Source organism: Burkholderia sp. lig30 (assembly GCF_000687455.2).
GTDB lineage: Bacteria > Pseudomonadota > Gammaproteobacteria > Burkholderiales > Burkholderiaceae > Burkholderia.
Genome location: NZ_JGVW01000069.1, coordinates 79,930 through 99,788 on the forward strand (window position 1 = coordinate 79,930; position 19,859 = coordinate 99,788).

At 66.6% G+C, this 19,859-nt stretch carries 15 protein-coding genes; 10 read left to right on the plus strand and 5 right to left on the minus strand.

Going from position 1 to position 19,859, the window contains the following annotated elements; translation table 11 throughout:
* Together LIG30_RS10355 and kdsD are read right to left on the minus strand one after the other, a co-directional pair.
* The gene (locus LIG30_RS10355) at positions 1-537 is read right to left on the minus strand and encodes a KdsC family phosphatase (protein WP_038711851.1); all 537 of its coding nucleotides are present in this window, start codon (positions 535-537) and stop codon (positions 1-3) included.
* Positions 537-1,520, minus strand: a complete 984-nt coding sequence (gene kdsD / locus LIG30_RS10360; RefSeq protein WP_038711852.1) for an arabinose 5-phosphate isomerase KdsD — start codon at positions 1,518-1,520, stop codon at positions 537-539. Before kdsD ends, LIG30_RS10355 begins: the two co-directional genes overlap by 1 nt.
* A gap of 138 nt (positions 1,521-1,658) precedes the next feature.
* Here kdsD and LIG30_RS10365 point away from each other — a divergent pair, with 138 nt between their 5' ends.
* The 5 genes from LIG30_RS10365 (at position 1,659) to purU (ending at position 6,760) form a co-directional block, all read left to right on the plus strand.
* A complete protein-coding gene (locus tag LIG30_RS10365; protein WP_038711853.1) occupies positions 1,659-3,665 on the plus strand; it encodes a monovalent cation:proton antiporter family protein in 2,007 nt (668 codons plus the stop codon).
* Between the two features lie 73 nt (positions 3,666-3,738).
* Positions 3,739-4,305, plus strand: coding sequence for an adenine phosphoribosyltransferase (locus LIG30_RS10370; protein ID WP_038711883.1), 567 nt, complete (start codon positions 3,739-3,741; stop codon positions 4,303-4,305).
* A 26-nt stretch (positions 4,306-4,331) separates the two neighbouring features.
* A complete protein-coding gene (locus tag LIG30_RS10375) occupies positions 4,332-4,946 on the plus strand; it encodes a LysE family translocator (RefSeq protein ID WP_038711855.1) in 615 nt (204 codons plus the stop codon).
* 11 nt (positions 4,947-4,957) lie between these two features.
* The gene (locus tag LIG30_RS10380) at positions 4,958-5,818 is read left to right on the plus strand and encodes an NUDIX hydrolase (RefSeq protein WP_038711885.1); all 861 of its coding nucleotides are present in this window, start codon (positions 4,958-4,960) and stop codon (positions 5,816-5,818) included.
* Positions 5,819-5,875: 57 nt separating this feature from the next.
* Positions 5,876-6,760, plus strand: coding sequence for a formyltetrahydrofolate deformylase (purU, locus tag LIG30_RS10385; RefSeq protein WP_038711856.1), 885 nt, complete (start codon positions 5,876-5,878; stop codon positions 6,758-6,760).
* 81 nt (positions 6,761-6,841) lie between these two features.
* On the opposite strand, the gene LIG30_RS10390 is transcribed toward purU, so the two are convergent.
* On the minus strand, positions 6,842-7,927 hold the full coding sequence (locus LIG30_RS10390) for an AI-2E family transporter (RefSeq protein ID WP_038711857.1): 1,086 nt from the start codon (positions 7,925-7,927) through the stop codon (positions 6,842-6,844).
* 270 nt (positions 7,928-8,197) lie between these two features.
* Complete coding sequence (gene uvrA / locus LIG30_RS10395) at positions 8,198-11,068, minus strand: excinuclease ABC subunit UvrA (protein WP_038711859.1); 2,871 nt, start codon at positions 11,066-11,068, stop codon at positions 8,198-8,200.
* 259 nt (positions 11,069-11,327) lie between these two features.
* Here uvrA and LIG30_RS10400 point away from each other — a divergent pair, with 259 nt between their 5' ends.
* Positions 11,328-12,515 carry an MFS transporter gene (locus LIG30_RS10400; RefSeq protein ID WP_038711860.1) on the plus strand — a complete coding sequence of 396 codons (1,188 nt, stop codon included), beginning with the start codon at positions 11,328-11,330 and terminating at the stop codon, positions 12,513-12,515.
* 106 nt (positions 12,516-12,621) lie between these two features.
* Positions 12,622-13,161, plus strand: a complete 540-nt coding sequence (locus LIG30_RS10405) for a single-stranded DNA-binding protein (RefSeq protein ID WP_038711862.1) — start codon at positions 12,622-12,624, stop codon at positions 13,159-13,161.
* A gap of 208 nt (positions 13,162-13,369) precedes the next feature.
* On the opposite strand, the gene acnB is transcribed toward LIG30_RS10405, so the two are convergent.
* Entirely contained in the window at positions 13,370-15,955 is a 2,586-nt protein-coding gene (gene acnB, locus LIG30_RS10410) for a bifunctional aconitate hydratase 2/2-methylisocitrate dehydratase (protein WP_038711863.1), read from the minus strand.
* Positions 15,956-16,470: 515 nt separating this feature from the next.
* Between acnB and LIG30_RS10415 the strand changes: the two genes are divergently transcribed.
* The 3 genes from LIG30_RS10415 to phbB all read left to right on the plus strand — a co-directional run bounded on the left by LIG30_RS10415 (position 16,471) and on the right by phbB (position 19,423).
* On the plus strand, positions 16,471-17,238 hold the full coding sequence (locus LIG30_RS10415) for a ParA family protein (protein ID WP_038711864.1): 768 nt from the start codon (positions 16,471-16,473) through the stop codon (positions 17,236-17,238).
* Positions 17,239-17,798: 560 nt separating this feature from the next.
* Positions 17,799-18,383, plus strand: coding sequence for a phasin family protein (locus LIG30_RS10420; RefSeq protein ID WP_038711866.1), 585 nt, complete (start codon positions 17,799-17,801; stop codon positions 18,381-18,383).
* A 296-nt stretch (positions 18,384-18,679) separates the two neighbouring features.
* Positions 18,680-19,423: an acetoacetyl-CoA reductase gene (phbB, locus tag LIG30_RS10425; RefSeq protein WP_038711867.1), complete on the plus strand. Its 744-nt coding sequence runs from the start codon at positions 18,680-18,682 to the stop codon at positions 19,421-19,423.
* Positions 19,424-19,859 lie beyond the last annotated feature (436 nt).

Here is a 19,859-nt window from a genome sequence, read left to right on the forward strand (position 1 = left end):
TCAGGCTCCGCAGGCCGCGGCGAGCAGCGCGTCGTAACGGCGCTGGGCGCGCAGGATCGTGTCGCAGACCTCGCGCACCGCGCCCTGGCCGCCCGGGCTGCGCGCGACCCAGTGCGCGCGGGCGATCACCTCGGGGTGCGCGTTCGCCGGCGCCGTCGCGAAGCCGCAGCGCAGCATCACCGGCAGGTCGGGCCAGTCGTCGCCCATGTAGCCGCATGCATCGGGCGCGATGCCGAGCGTGCCGAGCAGTTCGTCGAACGTGACGCGCTTGTTCTCGACGCCCTGGAACAGATGCGCGATCCGCATTTCCTTTGCGCGCGCGGTGACGATCTCCGAGCGGCGCCCGGTGATGATCGCCGTCGCGATGCCTGCCTCGCCGAGCAGCTTCACGCCGTGGCCGTCGAGCGAGTTGAACGACTTCATCGTGTCGCCCGCCGCGGTAAACAGCAGGCCGCCATCGGTCAGCACGCCGTCGACGTCGAAAATCATCAGCTTCACGCGGCTCGCGCGTTCGTCGGCAGTCAGCGCAGCCGTCATCAGATCACCTTCTTCGAGAACAGGTCGTGCATGTTGAGCGCGCCGATCAGCGCGCCCGCGGCGTCGACCACCAGCATCTGGTTGATCCGGTGGCGCTCCATCAGCTCCACCGCCTCGACCGCGAGCTGGTCCGGCCCGATCGTGCGCGGGTGGCGCGTCATCACGTCGGTGATCGGCAGCTTGCGGAAGTCGCCGTCGCGCTCCAGCACGCGGCGCAGGTCGCCGTCGGTGAAGATGCCGGCGACCTGCTGGTCCGGGCCGAGCACGGCCGTCATGCCCATGCGTTTCGCGGTGATCTGGAAGAGGGCGTCCGACAGCGTCGCGTCGAGCGTGACCGCCGGCACTTCGTCGCCGGTACGCATCACGTCGCGCACGTAGGTGAGCAGGCGCCGGCCGAGTGCGCCGCCCGGATGCGAACGGGCGAAGTCCTCCGAGCCGAAGCCGCGCGCGTCGAGCACGGCGACCGCGAGCGCGTCGCCGAGCGCGAGCGCGGCGGTCGTGCTGGCGGTGGGCGCGAGGTTGAGCGGGCACGCTTCCTTCGCGACCGCGGCGTTCAGGTTGACGTCGGCGAGCTTGCCGAGGCTCGACTCGGGCCGGCCCGTCATCGCGATCAGCTTCGCGCCGAGTCGCTTGACGAGCGGCAGGATCGCGACGAGCTCTTCCGATTCGCCGGAATGCGAAATGCCGATGAAGACGTCGTCCTGCGTCACCATCCCGAGGTCGCCGTGGCTCGCCTCGGCCGGATGGACGAAGAACGCCGGCGTGCCGGTGCTCGCGAGCGTGGCCGCGATCTTGCGCGCGATGTGCCCCGATTTGCCGATTCCGGACACCACGACGCGGCCGCGGCAGTTGAGCAGCAGCGCGACGGCCGCGACGAAATCGCCGTTGAGCTGGTCGCGCAGCGCACGCACGGCATCGGCCTCGATGTCGAGCACGTTGCGGGCGAGCGCAAGCGCCCGATCGTCATTGATTTTCGCTATCATGCGCGGAGTATAGCAAAGGCGTTTGTTCGCCGCGCCGGCCCGGCAGGGCTTGCCCGCTGTCGCCCTGCCGTTGCCCATTCCCGGCCCAATCCCGCGCCCGCGTTTGCCGCGGCGCTGACGAACGAGGACGCTTCGCCCGTGATTTCCCCGCTCGAAATGACGCTCCTGCTGTTGCTGTCCTCGGTGGTGGGCGTCGTCGTGTTCCGTTCGCTGAACCTGCCGCCGATGCTCGGCTACCTGACCGTCGGCATCGTGGTCGGCCCGCACGCGTTCGGCGTCGCGGCGGATCTCGAGCGGGCCGAGCACCTCGCGGAATTCGGCGTGGTGTTCCTGATGTTCTCGATCGGCCTCGAATTCTCGCTCGCCAAGCTGCGCGCGATGCGGCGGCTCGTGTTCGGCCTCGGGCTGATGCAGGTGCTCGCGACGCTTGCGCTCGCGCTGCTGCTCGGCGCGCTGTTCGAGCGGTGGGTGCACATCACCTGGCAGGGCAGCATCGCGCTCGGCGGCGCGCTCGCGATGTCGTCGACCGCGATCGTCTCGAAGATGCTCGCCGAGCGGCTCGAGATCGAGACCGAGCACGGCCGCAACATCTTCGGCGTGCTGCTGTTCCAGGACCTCGCCGTCGTGCCGCTCCTGATCGTGATCTCTGCGTTCGGCGGCGAGTCGTCGAAGGATCTCGCGATGTCGCTCGGCCTCGCGGCCGTCAAGATCGTCATCGCGCTGTCGCTGCTGCTGTTCGTCGGCCAGCGCTTCATGACGCGCTGGCTCAACGTCGTCGCGCGGCGCCGCTCGCAGGAGCTGTTCGTGCTGAACCTGCTGCTCGTCACGCTCGGCGCGGCGTTCATCACCGACAGGTTCGGCCTGTCGCTCGCGCTCGGCGCGTTCATCGCCGGGATGCTGATTTCCGAGACGCCGTACCGGCATCAGGTCGAGGAGGACATCAAGCCGTTTCGCGACGTGCTGCTCGGCCTGTTCTTCGTGACGACCGGGATGCTGCTCGATCCGAGCGTGATCTGGCGGCATCCGTTCCTCGTGATCGGCTTCTTCGTCGGCCAGGTGCTGTTCAAGAGCACGACGATCACGGGGCTCGCGCGGCTGTTCGGCGCGTCGCCCGGCGTATCGATGCGCACCGGCCTCGGCCTCGCGCAGGCGGGCGAATTCGGCTTCGTGCTGCTGAACCTGATCCTCGACCGGCACCTGGTCGACCCGACGCTGCTGCAGGCGATCCTCGCGTCGATGCTGCTGTCGATGCTCGCCGCGCCGTTCCTGATCCAGAACGCCGACCGGATCGTGATGCGGCTGTCGTCGACCGAATGGATGCAGCAATCGCTGCAGATGACCCGGATCGCGACGCAAAGCCTCAAGCAGCGCGGCCACGTGATCATCTGCGGCTACGGCCGCGCCGGGCAGAACCTGGCGCGGATGCTCGAGCAGGAGGGCATCGCGTACGTCGCGCTCGACCTCGATCCCGACCGCGTCAGCGCGGCCGCGGCGGCCGGCGAATCGGTGGTGTTCGGCGACGCCGCGCGCCGCGAGTCGCTGCTCGCGGCCGGCATCCATCGCGCGGCCGCGGTCGCGGTCACGTATGCGAACACGCCGTCCGCGCTGCGCGTGCTGCACAACGTCCATGAGCTGGAGCCGACGCTGCCGGCGATCGTGCGCACCGTCGACGATGCCGATCTCGACAAGCTGCTGGCCGCCGGCGCGACCGAGGTGATTCCGGAAATCGTCGAGGGCAGCCTGATGCTCGCGTCGCACACGCTCGTGCTGGTGGGCGTGCCGATGCGGCGCGTGGTGCGGCGCGTCGAGGAGATGCGCGACGAGCGCTACAGCCTGCTGCGCGGCTATTTCCGCGGCGCCGACGATGCGGAAGACGACGACCACGAGCAGGTGCGGCTACAATCGGTGCCGGTCGACGCGCACGCCGATGCAGTCGGGCGCTCGCTGGAGGAGCTCGGGCTGTTCTCGCTCGGGCTGGAAGTCACAGCGATCCGCCGGCACGGCATCCGCGGCGTGGCGCCGGACCCGCAGACCAAGCTGCGCGCGAGCGACATCGTCGTGCTGCGCGGGCTGCCCGAGGCGCTCGCGCTCGCGGAGGAGCGCCTGTCTCGCCATCGGCGGGAGGGGCCGGTTCCGGCCGCCTGACGCCGACCTTGTCTGACCCGTATTGTTCGAACGGTGCCCGATGCGTCGCGCACCGTTTTTTTCGGAGAGTTTCATGCCGCATTCGCCGTCGGGCGCACCGCTCGATCCCGTCGCATTCCTCCATAGCCAGATCCGCACCGTGCCCGACTGGCCGCAGCCGGGCGTGCAGTTCCGCGACATCACGCCGCTGCTGCAGAGCCCGAAGGCGCTCAGGGTGCTCGTCGACCTGTTCGTCGAGCGCTATGTCGACGCGAAGCTCGACTACGTCGCGGGGCTCGACGCGCGCGGCTTCATCATCGCGCCGATCGTCGCGTACGAGCTGAACGTCGGCTTCGTGCCGATCCGCAAGGTCGGCAAGCTGCCGTACAAGACCCAGTCGGAGTCTTACGAACTGGAGTACGGCCGCGCGACGGTCGAGATCCACGAGGACGCGTGCCGGCCGGGCGACCGGGTGATCATCGTCGACGACCTGATCGCCACCGGCGGCACGATGATGGCGGGCCGCAACCTGCTGCAGCGGCTCGGCGCCGTCGTCGTCGAGGGCGCGGCGATCATCGACCTGCCTGATCTCGGCGGCTCGGCGCTGCTGCGCGGCGCGGGCCTGCCGGTCTATACCGTGACCGAGTTCTCCGGCCACTGAGCGCCCCGTCCGGACCCGAGCCCACGATGCCCGACTTCATGCTGTTTCTCGCCACGTCGATCGCGATCACGCTCGCGCCCGGCCCGGACAACCTGCAGGTGCTCGCGCGCGGCATCTCGCAGGGCCGCGCGGCCGGCCTCGTCGCGGCGCTCGGGTTTGCCGCCGGCGTGACCTTCCACACGACGCTCGCGGCGCTCGGCGTCGCCGCCGTGCTGCGCGGCTCGCCGGTCGCGTTCCACCTGCTGAAGCTCGCGGGCGCCGCGTACCTGATCTGGATCGGCATCAAGGCGCTCCGCAGCGACGGGCTCGCGACCGCGCACGCGCGCGCGCCGCAGCCGCTCGCGACGATCTTCCGGCAGAGCGTGATCGGCAACATGCTGAATCCGAAGGTCACGCTGTTTTTCGTCGTGTTCCTGCCGCAGTTCGTCGATCCACACGGCACGCAGCGCGTGACGCTGCAGATGTTCGAGCTGGGCGCGCTGTTCATGCTGCAGACGGCCGTGATCTTCTCGCTGTTCGGCATGTGCGCCGGCACGATCGGCACATGGCTGAAGCGCCGCCCGCGCGCGGGCGTGTGGCTCGACCGGCTGGCCGGCGCGACGTTCGTCGCGATCGGCATCCGCGTCGCACTCAACGATTGATGGAGCAGGCGATGACATTTCCCTGCATTGCCGCGGCGCGCCGCTTCGATCCGGCCGCGCATCTGCGTTTCTACATCGCCGGCGTGCCGGTCGGCTGGGTGCGCCGTCATGACGCGCCGCGCCTTGCGCGCTGGCCCGACGTGTTCGAGCTGAACGTCGACCGCGTGACGCTGTCCGACCGTTACGACTCGGTCGACTCGCGCAGCATGGCGCTCGCCAGCGCGATCGGCGCGCTCGCGGCCGAAGGCGCGATTCCCGGCTGGCGCGACGAGATCTACGCGATCCGCAACCGCTTCGACGATCCGCCGCTCGCGTACATCGAGCGGGCCGCGTCGCGCTTCTTCGGCACGCAGACCTATGCGGTGCATCTGAACGGCATCGTAGAATATACGGCTGCGGCCGACGGCGGCCCCGCCGTGCCGCAGATGTGGCTCGGCCGCCGCAGCGACACCAAGGCGACCGACCCGGGCATGCTCGACAACGTCGTCGCGGGCGGCATCGGCTGGGGGCTGGGCATTGTCGAGACGCTCGCGAAGGAGTGCCGCGAGGAAGCCGGCATTCCGGCCGGGCTGGCGGCGCGCGCGATCGCGGGCCGCGCGGTGCAGGTGCTGTGCTCGCTGCCGGAGGGAACGCAGTCGGAACTGATCTTCGTCTACGATCTGCCGCTGCCGCGCGACTTCGCGCCGCTCAACCAGGACGGCGAGGTGGCCGAGCATCTGCTGGCCGGCGTGCCCGAAGTAATCGGGTGGCTGCGCGAGGGCAGGGCGACGATGGACGCGAGCCTCGCGATGCTCGACACGCTGCTGCGTCACCGCTGGATTGCCGCCGGCGACGCCGCGGGCATCGACGCGCTGTTCGTGCCGGCCGCCTGACGCGGCACCGGTGTCGGGCGGATACGGAAACTTGGAAAACGCAAGGGAGTAGCGGTCATGCCGACCGATCACAGCTTTATCTTGAAACTGTCGTGCCCCGACCGGCGCGGCATTGTCCACGCTGTCTCGGGCTTCCTGCTGGAGCGCGGCAGCAACATCCTCGATTCGGCGCAGTTCGGCGACAGCCACACCGGCGAGTTCTTCATGCGCGTGCATTTCGACCAGAACGGCAGCGGCGCGGACGCCGCGACGGCGCTCGACGCGCTGCGCGAACAGTTCGCGCCGCTCGCCGGGCAGTTCTCGATGCGCTGGGAGCTGCACGATGCATCGGTGAAGCCGCGCGTCGTGCTGATGGTGTCGAAGATTGGTCACTGCCTGAACGACCTGCTGTTCCGCTATCGCACCGGCCAGCTGCCGATCGAGATTCCGGCGATCGTGTCGAACCACAAGGATTTCTACCAGCTCGCCGCGAGCTATGACATCCCGTTCCATCATTTCCCGCTGGTGGGTGGCTCGTCCGACGACGCGAAGGCCGCGCAGGAGGCACGGGTGCTGGAGGTGATCGACGAGCACCAGGCGGATCTCGTCGTGCTCGCGCGCTACATGCAGATCCTGTCGCAGAACATGTGCGAGCGGCTCGCCGGCCGCGCGATCAACATCCACCATTCGTTCCTGCCGAGCTTCAAGGGCGCGAAGCCGTACTACCAGGCGTTCGACCGCGGCGTGAAGCTGATCGGCGCGACTGCGCACTACGTGACGACCGACCTGGACGAAGGCCCGATCATCGAGCAGGAAGTCGAGCGCGTCGACCACAGCATGACGCCCGACCAGCTGACCGCGATCGGCCGCGACGTCGAGTGCGTGACGCTCGCGCGCGCGGTGAAGTGGCACGTCGAGCACCGCATCGTGCTGAACGGGACCAAGACGGTCGTGTTCCGCTAAGCCGCGATCGGCCGCCGCATGTGACAACGCCGCGCCCGGCAACGGGCGCGGCGTTTTGCATCGAGCGGCCGGGCGGCGCGCTCAGACGAGCCGCAACGCGTGCAGCTCGCGCTTCAGGTACGCGTAGAAGATCGGTGCGGAGATCACGCCCGGCAGCCCGAATGCCGCTTCCATTACCAGCATCGCTAGCAGCAGTTCCCACGCGCGGGACTCGATCTGCCCGCCGACGATCCTCGCGTTCAGGAAATACTCGAACTTGTGGATCACGATCAGGAACGCGAGCGACGCGATCGCGGTGCCCATGCTCACCGACAGCGACACGGCGACGATCAGCGTGTTCGAGATCAGGTTGCCGATCACAGGCAACAGGCCGGTGATGAACGTGACGAGCACGAGCGTCTTCGACAGCGGCAGGTGCTCGTGGAACACCGGCAGCGCGATGAGCAGGTAGACGCCGGTGAAGAACGCGTTGATCGCCGAGATCTTGATCTGCGCGAAGACGATCCGGCGGAACGCTTCCGCGAAGCGCGAGATGCGCGTGACGAGCGCGGTCGACAGCGGCATGCGCTGCTTGTTGTGCTCGACGCCGATCGCGATCAGCGCGCCGATGATCATCCCGAACAGCACGTGGCCGAACCCGCGCGCGAGCGTCTTGCCGCTTTGCTGGAGCTGGTCCATGTGCGTGTTCATCAGCACGGCCGCCTTCACCTTCATCTGCTCGACGTCGACCGGCAGCAGGTTCGCGATCCACGCAGGGGTGCGGGCGCGGGTCTGCTCGACGATCTGCATCAGCTGGCCGAGCAGGCTCTGCAGGTTCGGCACCGTATGCTCGAAGTGCTCGATGATGCCGACCGTGAGACCGGCGAGCGAGCCGACGATGGTCGCGGACAACAGCACGACGGCGACCCAGCGGGCGCGCTGGCTCGACGTGTGACGCTCGATCACCGGGGCGATCGTGTGAACGAGCTGATAGACGAGCAGGCCGGCCAGGAGGCCGCCCAGCAGCTTCAGCTCGAGGACGAGCCACATCGAGACGAGTGCCACGATGTAACTGACGATCTCGATCGCGGACAGCTTCGGCAGGCTGAAATCGCTCGTCAGCCTGACGCTGCGCAGATGCGGCTCCCGGGCCTGCGATTCGTGCTGCGGCTCTTGTTGCTTCTCCATCATTCATTCCTGGTGGCGGCCGGGGCCGGGTCGTGGCCGAGACGGCGCGACGTCCGGCGGGGCGGCGCTTGCCGCGCGGATGAAAAAGGCCGGCGGACAAACCTTACGACCGTAAAGTATAGCGTCCATTATGGTCCGGAATACTGTGTTTCGCGCGTGGTGTAAACACAGGGGCACGCGGCGCGGCGCGCCGGACAGGCGGCGGAGCGAGGGAGAAACCGGCGCGCGGCCGGGGCGGCCGCGCGCGATGGACGGGAGGCGCCCCGCCGCCTACTTGCCGCTGCGCTTGAGCAGCGGCGCGAGGTACCTGCCGGTGAAGCTCGCCTTGGTCTTCGCGACCTGTTCCGGCGTGCCTTGCGCGATGATCTGTCCGCCGCCCGCGCCGCCTTCCGGGCCGAGATCGATCACCCAGTCGGCCGTCTTGATCACGTCGAGATTGTGCTCGATGATCACGACCGTGTTGCCCTGGTCGCGCAGCCGGTGGATCACTTCGAGCAGCAGTGCGATGTCGTGGAAATGCAGGCCGGTCGTCGGCTCGTCGAGGATGTACAGCGTGCGGCCGGTGTCGCGCTTGGAGAGCTCGAGCGACAGCTTCACGCGCTGCGCCTCGCCGCCCGACAGCGTCGTCGCCGACTGGCCGAGGCGGATGTAGCCGAGGCCGACGTCGAGCAGCGTCTTCAGCTTGCGCGCGACGACGGGCACCGCGTTGAAGAATTCATACGCGTGCTCGACCGTCATGTCGAGCACCTCGCTGATGTTCTTGCCCTTGTACTGGACTTCGAGCGTCTCGCGGTTGTAGCGCTTGCCGTGGCAGACGTCGCACGGCACGTAGACGTCCGGCAGGAAGTGCATCTCGACCTTCAGCACGCCGTCGCCCTGGCACGCCTCGCAGCGGCCGCCCTTCACGTTGAACGAGAAGCGGCCCGGATCGTAGCCGCGCTCCTTCGAGGTCGGCACGCCCGAGAACAGCTCGCGGATCGGCGTGAACACGCCGGTATACGTGGCCGGATTCGAGCGCGGCGTGCGGCCGATCGGCGACTGGTCGACGTTGATCACCTTGTCGAAGTGCTCGAGGCCCTCGATCGCCTCGTGCGGCGCCGGCTCGGCCGACGAGCCGTACAGGTGGCGCGCGACCGCGTGGTACAGCGTGTCGTTGATCAGCGTCGACTTGCCGGAGCCCGACACGCCGGTGATGCAGGCCAGCAGGCCGACCGGCAGCTCGAGCGTGACGTGCTTCAGGTTGTTGCCGTGCGCGTCGACGATGCGCAGCATCCGCGCGGGATCGGGCGCGATCCGCTCGTCGGGGAAGTCGATCGTGCGCTTGCCGGACAGGTATTGGCCCGTCAGCGACGCCGGGTCGGCCTGCACCTGCTTCGGCGTGCCTTCGGCGACCACCTGGCCGCCGTGCTCGCCCGCGCCCGGACCCATGTCGACGACGTAGTCGGCGGTGCGGATCATGTCCTCGTCGTGCTCGACGACGATCACCGAGTTGCCGAGGTCGCGCAGGTGCTTGAGCGTCGCGATCAGCCGGTCGTTGTCGCGCTGGTGCAGGCCGATCGACGGCTCGTCGAGCACGTACATCACGCCGGTCAGGCCGGAGCCGATCTGCGACGCGAGCCGGATGCGCTGCGCCTCGCCGCCCGACAGCGTTTCGGCGCTGCGCTCCAGCGACAGGTAATCGAGGCCGACATTGTTGAGGAACGTCAACCGCGCGACGATTTCCTTGATCACCTTGTCGGCGATCTCGCGCTTTGCGCCGTCGAGCGTGAGGCCGTCGAAGTAGCCGAGCGCGTCGCGCAGCGGCCAGCTGCTCACTTCGTAGATCCCGCGCGCGTAGTCGCCCGCGCCGAGCCGCACGTAGCGCGCCTCGCGGCGCAGGCGGGTGCCGTCGCACGACGGGCACGGCTGGTTGTTCTGGTATTTCGACAGCTCTTCGCGCACCGCGACCGAATCGGTCTCGCGGTAGCGGCGTTCGAGGTTCGGGATGATCCCTTCGAATACATGCTCGCGGACCGTCGTGCGGCCGCGCTCGTTGATGTACGAGAACGGGATCGTCTGCTTGCCGGAGCCGGACAGCAGCACCTTCCTGATCTTCTCGGGCAGGTCCTCGAATGCAGTGTCGATGTCGAAGTCGTAGAACGCCGCGAGGCTCTGCAGCATCTGGAAGTAGAACTGGTTGCGCCGGTCCCAGCCCTTCACCGCGCCTGCCGCGAGCGACAGCGACGGATGCGCGACGACCCGCTTCGGATCGAAGAACGTGATCTGGCCGAGGCCGTCGCATTCCGGGCACGCGCCCATCGGGTTGTTGAACGAGAACAGCCGCGGCTCCAGCTCCTGCAGCGAATACGAGCAGACCGGGCACGCGAACTTCGAGCTGAACAGGTATTCCTTGTCCGTATCCATCTCGAGCGCGATCGCGCGGCCGTCGGCGAGGCGCAGCGCGGTCTCGAACGACTCGGCGAGGCGCTGCTTCATGTCCGGGCGCACCTTCAGGCGGTCGACGACGACGTCGATCGTGTGCTTGTCGTTCTTCTTGAGCTTCGGCAGCGAATCCACCTCGTAGATCTTCGCGACGCCTTCATTCGCGGTGCCGCCGCCCGAGCGCACCCGAAAACGCACGAAGCCCTGCGCCTGCATGTCCTCGAACAGCTCGGCGTGCTCGCCCTTGCGGTTCGCGACGACGGGCGCGAGGATCATCAGCCTGGTTTCCTCCGGCAGCGCGAGCGCGGCGTCGACCATTTGCGACACGCTTTGCGCCTCGAGCGGGGTTTCGTGGTCCGGGCAGTACGGCGTGCCGACCCGCGCGTACAGGAGCCGCAGGTAGTCGTGGATTTCCGTGACCGTGCCGACCGTCGAGCGCGGGTTGTGGGACGTCGCCTTCTGCTCGATCGAGATCGCGGGCGACAGGCCCTCGATCAGGTCGACGTCCGGCTTTTCCATCAATTGCAGGAACTGGCGCGCGTACGCCGACAGGCTCTCGACGTAGCGGCGCTGGCCTTCTGCATAGAGGGTATCGAAAGCGAGCGACGACTTGCCCGATCCGGACAGGCCGGTAATCACGACCAGCTTGTGGCGCGGCAGGTCGAGATTGACGTTCTTCAGGTTGTGGGTGCGTGCCCCACGGATACGGATTTGTTCCATGAACCTGGCGAAAGAGGAGGAAACCAAACCTGCTACTATAACGGCTTTTCGAGACCGTCGTTGGGGGCTCCCGGCCTTGGCAGCAGCTGTCTGCAGGGCGGTGAGCGCGTCCGCGATCGGCCGCGCCAGACCGGCTTCGCGCGGGGCATACCGTCGCCAGGCGGCCGCTCGACGGGGCCGGACCGACGGCCCTGCCAACGGTCCGAATCTTCAGCCGCCCGCAGCCGCCGGCATTTCGACCCATCGAAACGCAATCCCGATGTCCAATCCGTCCGCCACGTCTTCCCGAATGACTGCGCCCGAGCTGCGCGCGACCGCGTCGCTCGCGGCGATTTTCGCGCTGCGCATGCTCGGCCTGTTCATGATCATGCCGGTGTTCTCCGTTTACGCGAAAACCATCCCGGGCGGCGACAACGTGCTGCTCGTCGGCATCGCGCTCGGCGCATACGGCGTCACGCAATCGCTGCTGTACATCTTCTACGGCTGGGCGTCCGACAAGTTCGGCCGCAAGCCGGTGATCGCGACGGGCCTGCTCATCTTCGCGATCGGCAGCTTCGTCGCCGCGTTCGCGCACGACATCACGTGGATCATCGTCGGCCGGGTCATTCAGGGGATGGGGGCCGTATCGTCCGCGGTGCTCGCGTACATCGCCGACCTGACCTCCGAGCAGAACCGCACGAAGGCGATGGCGATGGTGGGCGGCAGCATCGGCGTGTCGTTCGCGGTCGCGATCGTCGGCGCGCCGATCGTGTTCCACTGGGTCGGCATGAGCGGGCTGTTCACGCTCGTCGGCGTGCTGTCGGTGCTCGCGATCGGCGTCGTGCTGTGGGTGGTGCCGAACGCGCAGAAGCCGGTGCACGTGCCCGCGCCGTTCGCGGAAGTGCTGCACAACGTCGAGCTGCTGCGCCTGAACTTCGGCGTGCTCGCGCTGCACGCGACGCAGACCGCGCTGTTTCTCGTCGTGCCGCGCCTGCTCGTCGACGCGGGGCTGCCGGTCGCGACGCACTGGAAGATCTACCTGCCGGTGATGGGGCTGTCGTTCGTGATGATGGTGCCCGCGATCATCGTCGCCGAGAAAAGGGGCAAGATGAAGCCGGTGCTGCTCGGCGGCATCGCGGCTATCCTGATCGGCCAATTGTTGTTGGGCACGGCGCCGCATACCATTCTGATTATCGCGGCGATCCTGTTCGTCTACTTCCTCGGCTTCAACATCCTGGAGGCGTCGCAGCCTTCGCTGGTGTCGAAGCTCGCGCCCGGCTCGCGCAAGGGCGCGGCCACCGGCGTGTACAACACGACGCAGTCGATCGGGCTCGCGCTCGGCGGCGTGGCGGGCGGCTGGCTGCTGAAGCACGGCGGCGCGGACACCGTGTTCCTGACGTGCTCGGGGCTCGTTGCCGCGTGGCTTATAATCGCGGCCGGCATGAAGCCGCCGCCGCGCAAGGCCTGACACCTGACCCGAGCCGGCGCCGGCGGCGCGTTCCCCGGAGAGCCGGCCGACGGAACCCGCGAGCGGCCCTGCGTGCCGCTCGGCATCGAATTTTTTGGAGAAACACATGGCATCCGTCAACAAGGTCATTCTCGTCGGCAATCTCGGCGCCGATCCCGAAGTGCGCTACCTGCCGAGCGGGGACGCGGTCGCGAACATCCGTCTCGCGACGACCGATCGCTACAAGGACAAGGCGAGCGGCGAATTCAAGGAAATGACCGAGTGGCACCGCGTGGCGTTCTTCGGCCGCCTCGCGGAGATCGTCAACGAGTACCTGAAGAAAGGCTCGTCGGTCTATATCGAAGGCCGTATCCGTACCCGCAAGTGGCAAGGCCAGGACGGGCAGGACCGGTACTCGACGGAAATCGTCGCCGACCAGATGCAGATGCTCGGCGGCCGTGGTGGTTCGGGCGGCGGCGGCGGTGGCGGTGATGAAGGCGGTTACGGCGGTGGCTATGGCGGCGGTGGCGGCCGTGGCGAGCAGATGGAGCGTGGCGGCGGTGGCCGTGCAGGCGGCGCGGCCCGTGGCGGCGGCGCAGCGCAGAGCCGTCCGAGCGCGCCGGCAGGCGGCGGGTTCGATGAAATGGACGACGATATTCCGTTCTGAGGTCCCGCAACCGCAAGCCGTAACAATGAACCCCGCCTTCCGGCGGGGTTTTTTATATCTATCCGGGATGCGTGGCATCCCGGTGCGACTCCTGCCCGCGCCAGGTTTCCGGCGGCAACGCAAAAAAAATGGCGCCGCGGGCGATAAGCCCGAGGCGCCATTCCGTGGCGCTACGACGAAAACAACCCGCCGTAGCCCGACAGCACGTTTAGATCTTCACGGTGTCGGCGACTTCCTTGAAGTCTTCGATCTGGTCGAAGTTCATGTACTTGTAGATCTGGTCGCCGTTGGCGTTGATCACGCCGATGTCGGCCATGTACTCGTCCTTGGTCGGGATCTTGCCCAGACGCGAGCAGATCGCCGCCAGTTCCGCCGAGCCGAGGTACACGTTCGTGTTCTTGCCCAGGCGGTTCGGGAAGTTACGGGTCGACGTCGACATGACCGTCGCGCCTTCGCGCACCTGTGCCTGGTTGCCCATGCACAGCGAGCAGCCCGGCATTTCGGTGCGGGCACCGGCCGTGCCGAAGACGCCGTAGTGGCCTTCCTCGGTCAGCTGCTTCTGGTCCATCTTGGTCGGCGGAGCCACCCACAGCTTGACCGGGATGTCGCGCTTGCCTTCCAGCAGCTTCGACGCGGCACGGAAGTGACCGATGTTGGTCATGCACGAGCCGATGAACACTTCGTCGATCTTGGCGCCGGCCACGTCGGACAGCGTCTTCACGTCGTCCGGATCGTTCGGGCATGCCACGATCGGCTCGTGGACGTCGGCCAGGTCGATCTCGATGACGGCCGCGTATTCGGCGTCTGCATCCGGCGACAGCAGTTGCGGGTCGGCCAGCCACTGCTCCATCGCCTTGATGCGGCGCTGCAGGCTGCGCGGGTCCTGGTAGCCCTCGGCGATCATCCACTTCAGCAGCGTGATGTTGCTGTTGAGGTATTCGATGATCGGTTCCTTGTTCAGGTGGACCGTGCAACCGGCGGCCGAGCGCTCGGCGGACGCATCCGACAGTTCGAACGCTTGCTCGACCTTCAGGTCGGGCAGGCCTTCGATTTCGAGAATGCGGCCCGAGAAGATGTTCTTCTTGCCTTGCTTGGCAACCGTCAGCATGCCCTGCTTGATCGCGTACAGCGGAATCGCGTTGACCAGGTCACGCAGGGTCACGCCCGGCTGCATCTTGCCCTTGAAGCGGACCAGCACCGATTCCGGCATGTCCAGCGGCATCGTGCCGGTGGCAGCGGCAAAGGCGACCAGGCCCGAACCGGCCGGGAAGCTGATGCCGATCGGGAAGCGGGTGTGCGAGTCGCCGCCGGTGCCCACGGTGTCGGGCAGCAGCATGCGGTTCAGCCACGAGTGGATCACGCCGTCGCCCGGGCGCAGCGCGATGCCGCCACGGGTGCTGATGAAGTTCGGCAGCGTGTGGTGCGTCTTCACGTCCACCGGCTTCGGATAAGCGGCGGTGTGGCAGAACGACTGCATCACGAGGTCGGCCGAGAAGCCCAGGCACGCCAGGTCCTTCAGTTCGTCGCGGGTCATCGGGCCCGTGGTGTCCTGCGAGCCCACCGAGGTCATCTTCGGTTCGCAGTACGTGCCCGGGCGGATGCCCTGGCCTGCCGGCAGGCCGCACGCGCGGCCGACCATCTTCTGGGCCAGCGAGAAGCCCTTGCCGGTGTCGACCGGCTGATGCGGGTGGCGGAACTGGGTCGACGGGGCCAGGCCCAGCGCTTCGCGCGCCTTGGCGGTCAGGCCGCGGCCGATGATCAGCGGAATGCGGCCGCCGGCGCGCACTTCGTCGAACAGCACGTCGGACTTGACCTGGAACTCGGCGATCACCTGGCCGTTCTTCAGGGCCTTGCCTTCGTACGGGCGCAGTTCGACCACGTCGCCCATTTCCATCTGCGACACGTCGAGTTCGATCGGCAGTGCGCCGGCGTCTTCCATCGTGTTGTAGAAGATCGGGGCGATCTTGCCGCCCAGGCACACGCCGCCGAAGCGCTTGTTCGGGACGAACGGGATGTCTTCACCCGTGAACCACAGCACCGAGTTGGTGGCCGACTTGCGCGAGGAGCCGGTGCCGACCACGTCGCCCACGTACGCGACCAGGTGACCCTTTTCCTTCAGCGACTCGATGAACTTGACCGGGCCGCGCTTGCCGTCTTCTTCCGGGGTGATGCCGGGACGGGCGTTCTTCAGCATCGCCAGCGCGTGCATCGGGATGTCCGGGCGGGTGGTGGCGTCCGGGGCCGGCGACAGGTCGTCGGTGTTGGTTTCGCCCGTCACCTTGAAGACGGTGATGGTCAGGCTTTGCGGCACTTCCGGACGGCTGGTGAACCATTCGGCGTCGGCCCAGCTTTGCAGCACGGCCTTGGCGTGAACGTTGCCCTTCTCGGCCAGTTCCTGGACGTCATGGAACTGGTCGAACATCAGGAGGGTCTTCTTCAGCGCGTTGGCGGCTACGGCGGCCACGGCTTCGTCGGACAGCAGCTCGATCAGCGGCTGGATGTTGTAGCCGCCCAGCATCGTGCCGAGCAGTTCGGTGGCGCGCTCGCGCGAGATCAGCGCGCAGGCGGTCTGGCCTTTGGCCACGGCGGCCAGGAAGCCAGCCTTCACGCGGGCGGCTTCGTCGACGCCGGCGGGCACACGGTGGGTGATCAGGTCGAGCAGGGTCTGCTCTTCGCCGGCGGGCGGGTTCGTCAGCAGTTCCACCAGTTCGGCGGTTTGCTGAGCCGTCAGCGGCAGGGGAGGAATACCGAGCGCGGCGCGGGCGGCCACGTGAGCACGAAAGTTTTCAAGCATGGGGGGACCTGCTGATATGACGTTTCAGGGGGAGGCTTTTCAGGCACTCCGAGGCTGTTCCGGGCATTGCTTCGATCGCGATTCTAGTCTCAATATCATGCAACGTCAAAGATCTTATATCTTATATAAGAGTTGCAAAAAACAGGGGTAATGATGGTCGCGGCGGGCATTCGCACTTTTCGTGCGAAGTCCGGCAGTTTGCCCGAGTGCCTTGTCGCACAAGGTATTCAGGGAAATTCCGACGATCGTCGGCAAGAGCGGAAACGATCCGCGCCAAGCCGCTCGACCGCGCTTCCGGATCGTCCCCTGACGCGAGGTGGAGCATATCGAGTCAGGATTTCGTGATGTGAAGCAGCGGGCAGGCCGTCCGAGGCCGCTGCGGACGATGGCATTCTCACGCTGAAGAAGTCCCCGGCTGCCCGACCCGGTCAAAATGACCTGCCGCGCACTCACGGGAATCGCCGTCCGGCTCGGGTATGATGGCCGTTTCGTCCGGCTTCGAGCGAGAGGGGACCATGCGGCGCGTCGTATTCAATCAGAAGGGTGGCGTAGGCAAATCAACGATCGTCTGCAACCTCGCGGCGATCAGCGCGAGCGAGGGGCTGCGCACGCTCGTGATCGATCTCGACGCGCAGGCGAATTCCAGCCAGTATCTGCTCGGCGCGCGCGCGGCCGACGCCAGCCCCACCGTCGCCGACTTCTTCGAGACCGCGCTGACCTTCAATTTCCGGCCGGTCGACGTCCAGTCCTTCATCCATCCGACACCGTTCGAGAACCTCGACGTGATGCCGGCGCACCCGGATCTCGACACGCTGCACGGCAAGCTCGAATCCCGCTACAAGATCTACAAGCTGCGCGACGCGCTGAACGAACTTGCCGACGTCTATGACGCCGTCTACATCGACACGCCGCCCGCGCTCAACTTCTACACCCGCTCCGCGCTGATCGCGGTCGAGCGCTGCCTGATCCCGTTCGACTGCGACGACTTCTCGCGTCGCGCGCTTTACACGCTGCTGGAGAACGTCAAGGAGATCCAGCAGGATCACAACGCGGCGCTGGAGGTGGAGGGGATCGTCATCAACCAGTTCCAGCCGCGCGCGAGCCTGCCGCAGAAACTCGTCGAGGAACTCATCGGCGAGGGCTTGCCGGTGCTGGCTTCGCGGCTGTCGTCGTCGGTGAAGATCCGCGAATCGCATCAGGCGGCCACGCCGGTGATTCACCTCGAGCCGGCGCACAAGCTGGCGCAGGAGTTTCGGGCGCTGCACCAGGAATTGGCCGGATAAATATAATCATAAAACGCCAATCGTCCGAAAAATACTTGCCGTTTCCGGTATTAACGACTAAAAGCTCATGGTCGGGGGCGTATTAAAGAGATGCGCATCTCCGATGCCGGCCGGCAGTGCGAATAATTTACCGGTAGCTGTCTTGGCAGTCATTGTCGAGTAATTATTTCCAGGCGATGCGGTACTTTAATGTGTCGATCCGTAGTGAGCCGCCATCCGGCGTCATGAGGCCAGCGGCATCACGATATTCGTGCCTTGTCTTATTCTGCCGTGCGGCGCCGCGCTGTGGCGTGCCGCGCCGGAACGCCGCGCGCCGCGGCACATGAGCGTCACACCGGTGCGACATTTCACGATTAATCGAGCCGGAATCTAAAATTTGCGCGCTCAGGGTTTTTCCTAGGCATTGGTGACATTTAATTGACAATTTCCGCCCGGAGAATAGGCTACCTAATTTCTGGAAACATAATAATTTTGACGCGGTAAATTGGGACGCTGATCAATCCCCCTCCATTTCGGGTATCTGGAACTTTTTTCGCATTGCTGACAAAGGAGCTTGTCTGATGACCGTTTTCGCAGCAGAACAACTGATGGCCGATCTCAAGTCCGGCGTCGACGCATGGTTTGCGTGGGCAAATCCCGCATTCAAGGGTGTCGAGGCAGTGGTCGATCTCAATGTGCAGACGGCCAGGGCGACGTTCGCGGAATGCGAAGACAACCTGAAGGGCGCATTCGGCGGCGGCAATCCGGGCGAGTATCTGACCCGACAACTGGGCGCGTCGCAGCAGGTCGCCGGCAAGGCGGCGTCGTACGGGCGTCAGTTGTTCGACATCGCTGCCGCCACGCAGGCCGAGTGGATGAAGGTCGCGCAAGCGCAACACGCGCAGACCGACAAACGCGTGAAGGACACGCTGGGCCAACTGACGAAGAACGCGCCGGCCGGCTCGGCCGCGGTCGTCGCCGTGGTGAATTCGGCGTTGTCCACGGCTGCTGCGGCGGCCGAAACGGTGCACGCCGTCACCGGGCGCGTGATCGAGTCGGCGCAACACAGCCTCGGCGCCGTTGCCGCGTCGGCTCCGGCCGGGACGGCGGCGCCGCGGGCCGGCAACACGCGCCGCGAACCGGCGGTACCCGAAGAAACCGCATAACCCCGTGTCGTGCCGTGGTGCGGCACGACACGGAGCGGCGTGTTCGTCGGCTGCTCGCGCATTGCCCCCGGACGTCGTGCAACGTCGTCCAGGTGCACGGCGCGAGCCATCCCGATGGATGCGGCGCCTTCCATTCGCGCACTACAAGTCGCTTACAACAATGCGCGCGATTTCACCGATGCGTTCATCGCGGCCGGCCCGGCGCGATCGCACATCGCGACAGTGCACGCGGCGGCCAGTGCCAGGCAGCCGCGTCGCATCTTCAATCATCATGCAGATTCAGGGTGATAAACAGGATGACTAACAGAATTGCAGTCGTTACCGGTGGAATGGGCGGCCTCGGCGAGGCCATCAGCGTCAAGCTACACGAAGCGGGCTACAAGGTGGTCGTCACCCACTCGCCGAACAACAGCGGCGTCGACGCATGGCTCGCCGCGATGGACGCCGCGGGCAAGGCATTTCGCGCCTATCCGGTCGACGTCGCCGACTATGACTCGTGCCAGCAATGCGTGTCGACGATCGTGCGTGAAGTCGGGCCGGTCGACATTCTGGTGAACAACGCCGGCATCACGCGCGACCTGACGCTCAAGAAACTCGACAAGGTCAACTGGGATGCGGTCATCCGCACCAACCTGGATTCCGTCTTCAACATGACGAAGCCGGTGTGCGAGGGCATGGCCGAACGCGGCTGGGGGCGAATCATCAACATCTCGTCCGTCAACGGCTCGAAGGGCTCGATCGGGCAGACCAACTACGCGGCGGCCAAGGCCGGCATGCACGGCTTCACCAAGTCGCTCGCGCTGGAGGTGGCTCGCAAGGGCGTGACGGTGAACACGATTTCGCCGGGCTATCTCGCGACGAAGATGGTGACGGCCATTCCGCAGGAGATCCTCGACACGAAGATCCTGCCGCAGATTCCGGCTGGCCGCCTCGGCCGGCCCGAGGAAGTGGCGGCACTCGTCGCCTATCTGTGCTCGGAAGAGGCGGGTTTCGTGACCGGCTCCAACATCGCCATCAACGGTGGCCAGCACATGCAGTAACGCATCGCGGCCCGGGCGTCGAACGTGACGTCCGGGCATGCGCTCACGCTGTTTCATGCGTCGGCTGCACGCGCCACGCATGGCGGGAATGTCGATCGGGCTTCGCTCTCCGGCGCACGTTGGCGCCGGAAACGGCGTGGCCGGACCTGCGGTTCCCTTGCCATCGCGATGCGAATGCAGCGCCATTGCCTCACATTTCGGGGGAGACATGGGCGAATCATGGATGGGCTTCGCGATAGGCGGTTTCGCGCTCGCGCTGCCGATGGCAGTCATGCACCATTGGCGCGAATGGCGCCGGGCGAGACTGCTGCGGCATCTCGATCATCTCGACTGGTGGTATGGGCCGAGCGGTGGCGCGCGTGCGTCGCGCATCGCGCGTCGAACGGGGCGAGGGGGCCCGGGCGCGTGACGGCGGGCCGGCGCCGTGGGGGGCGGG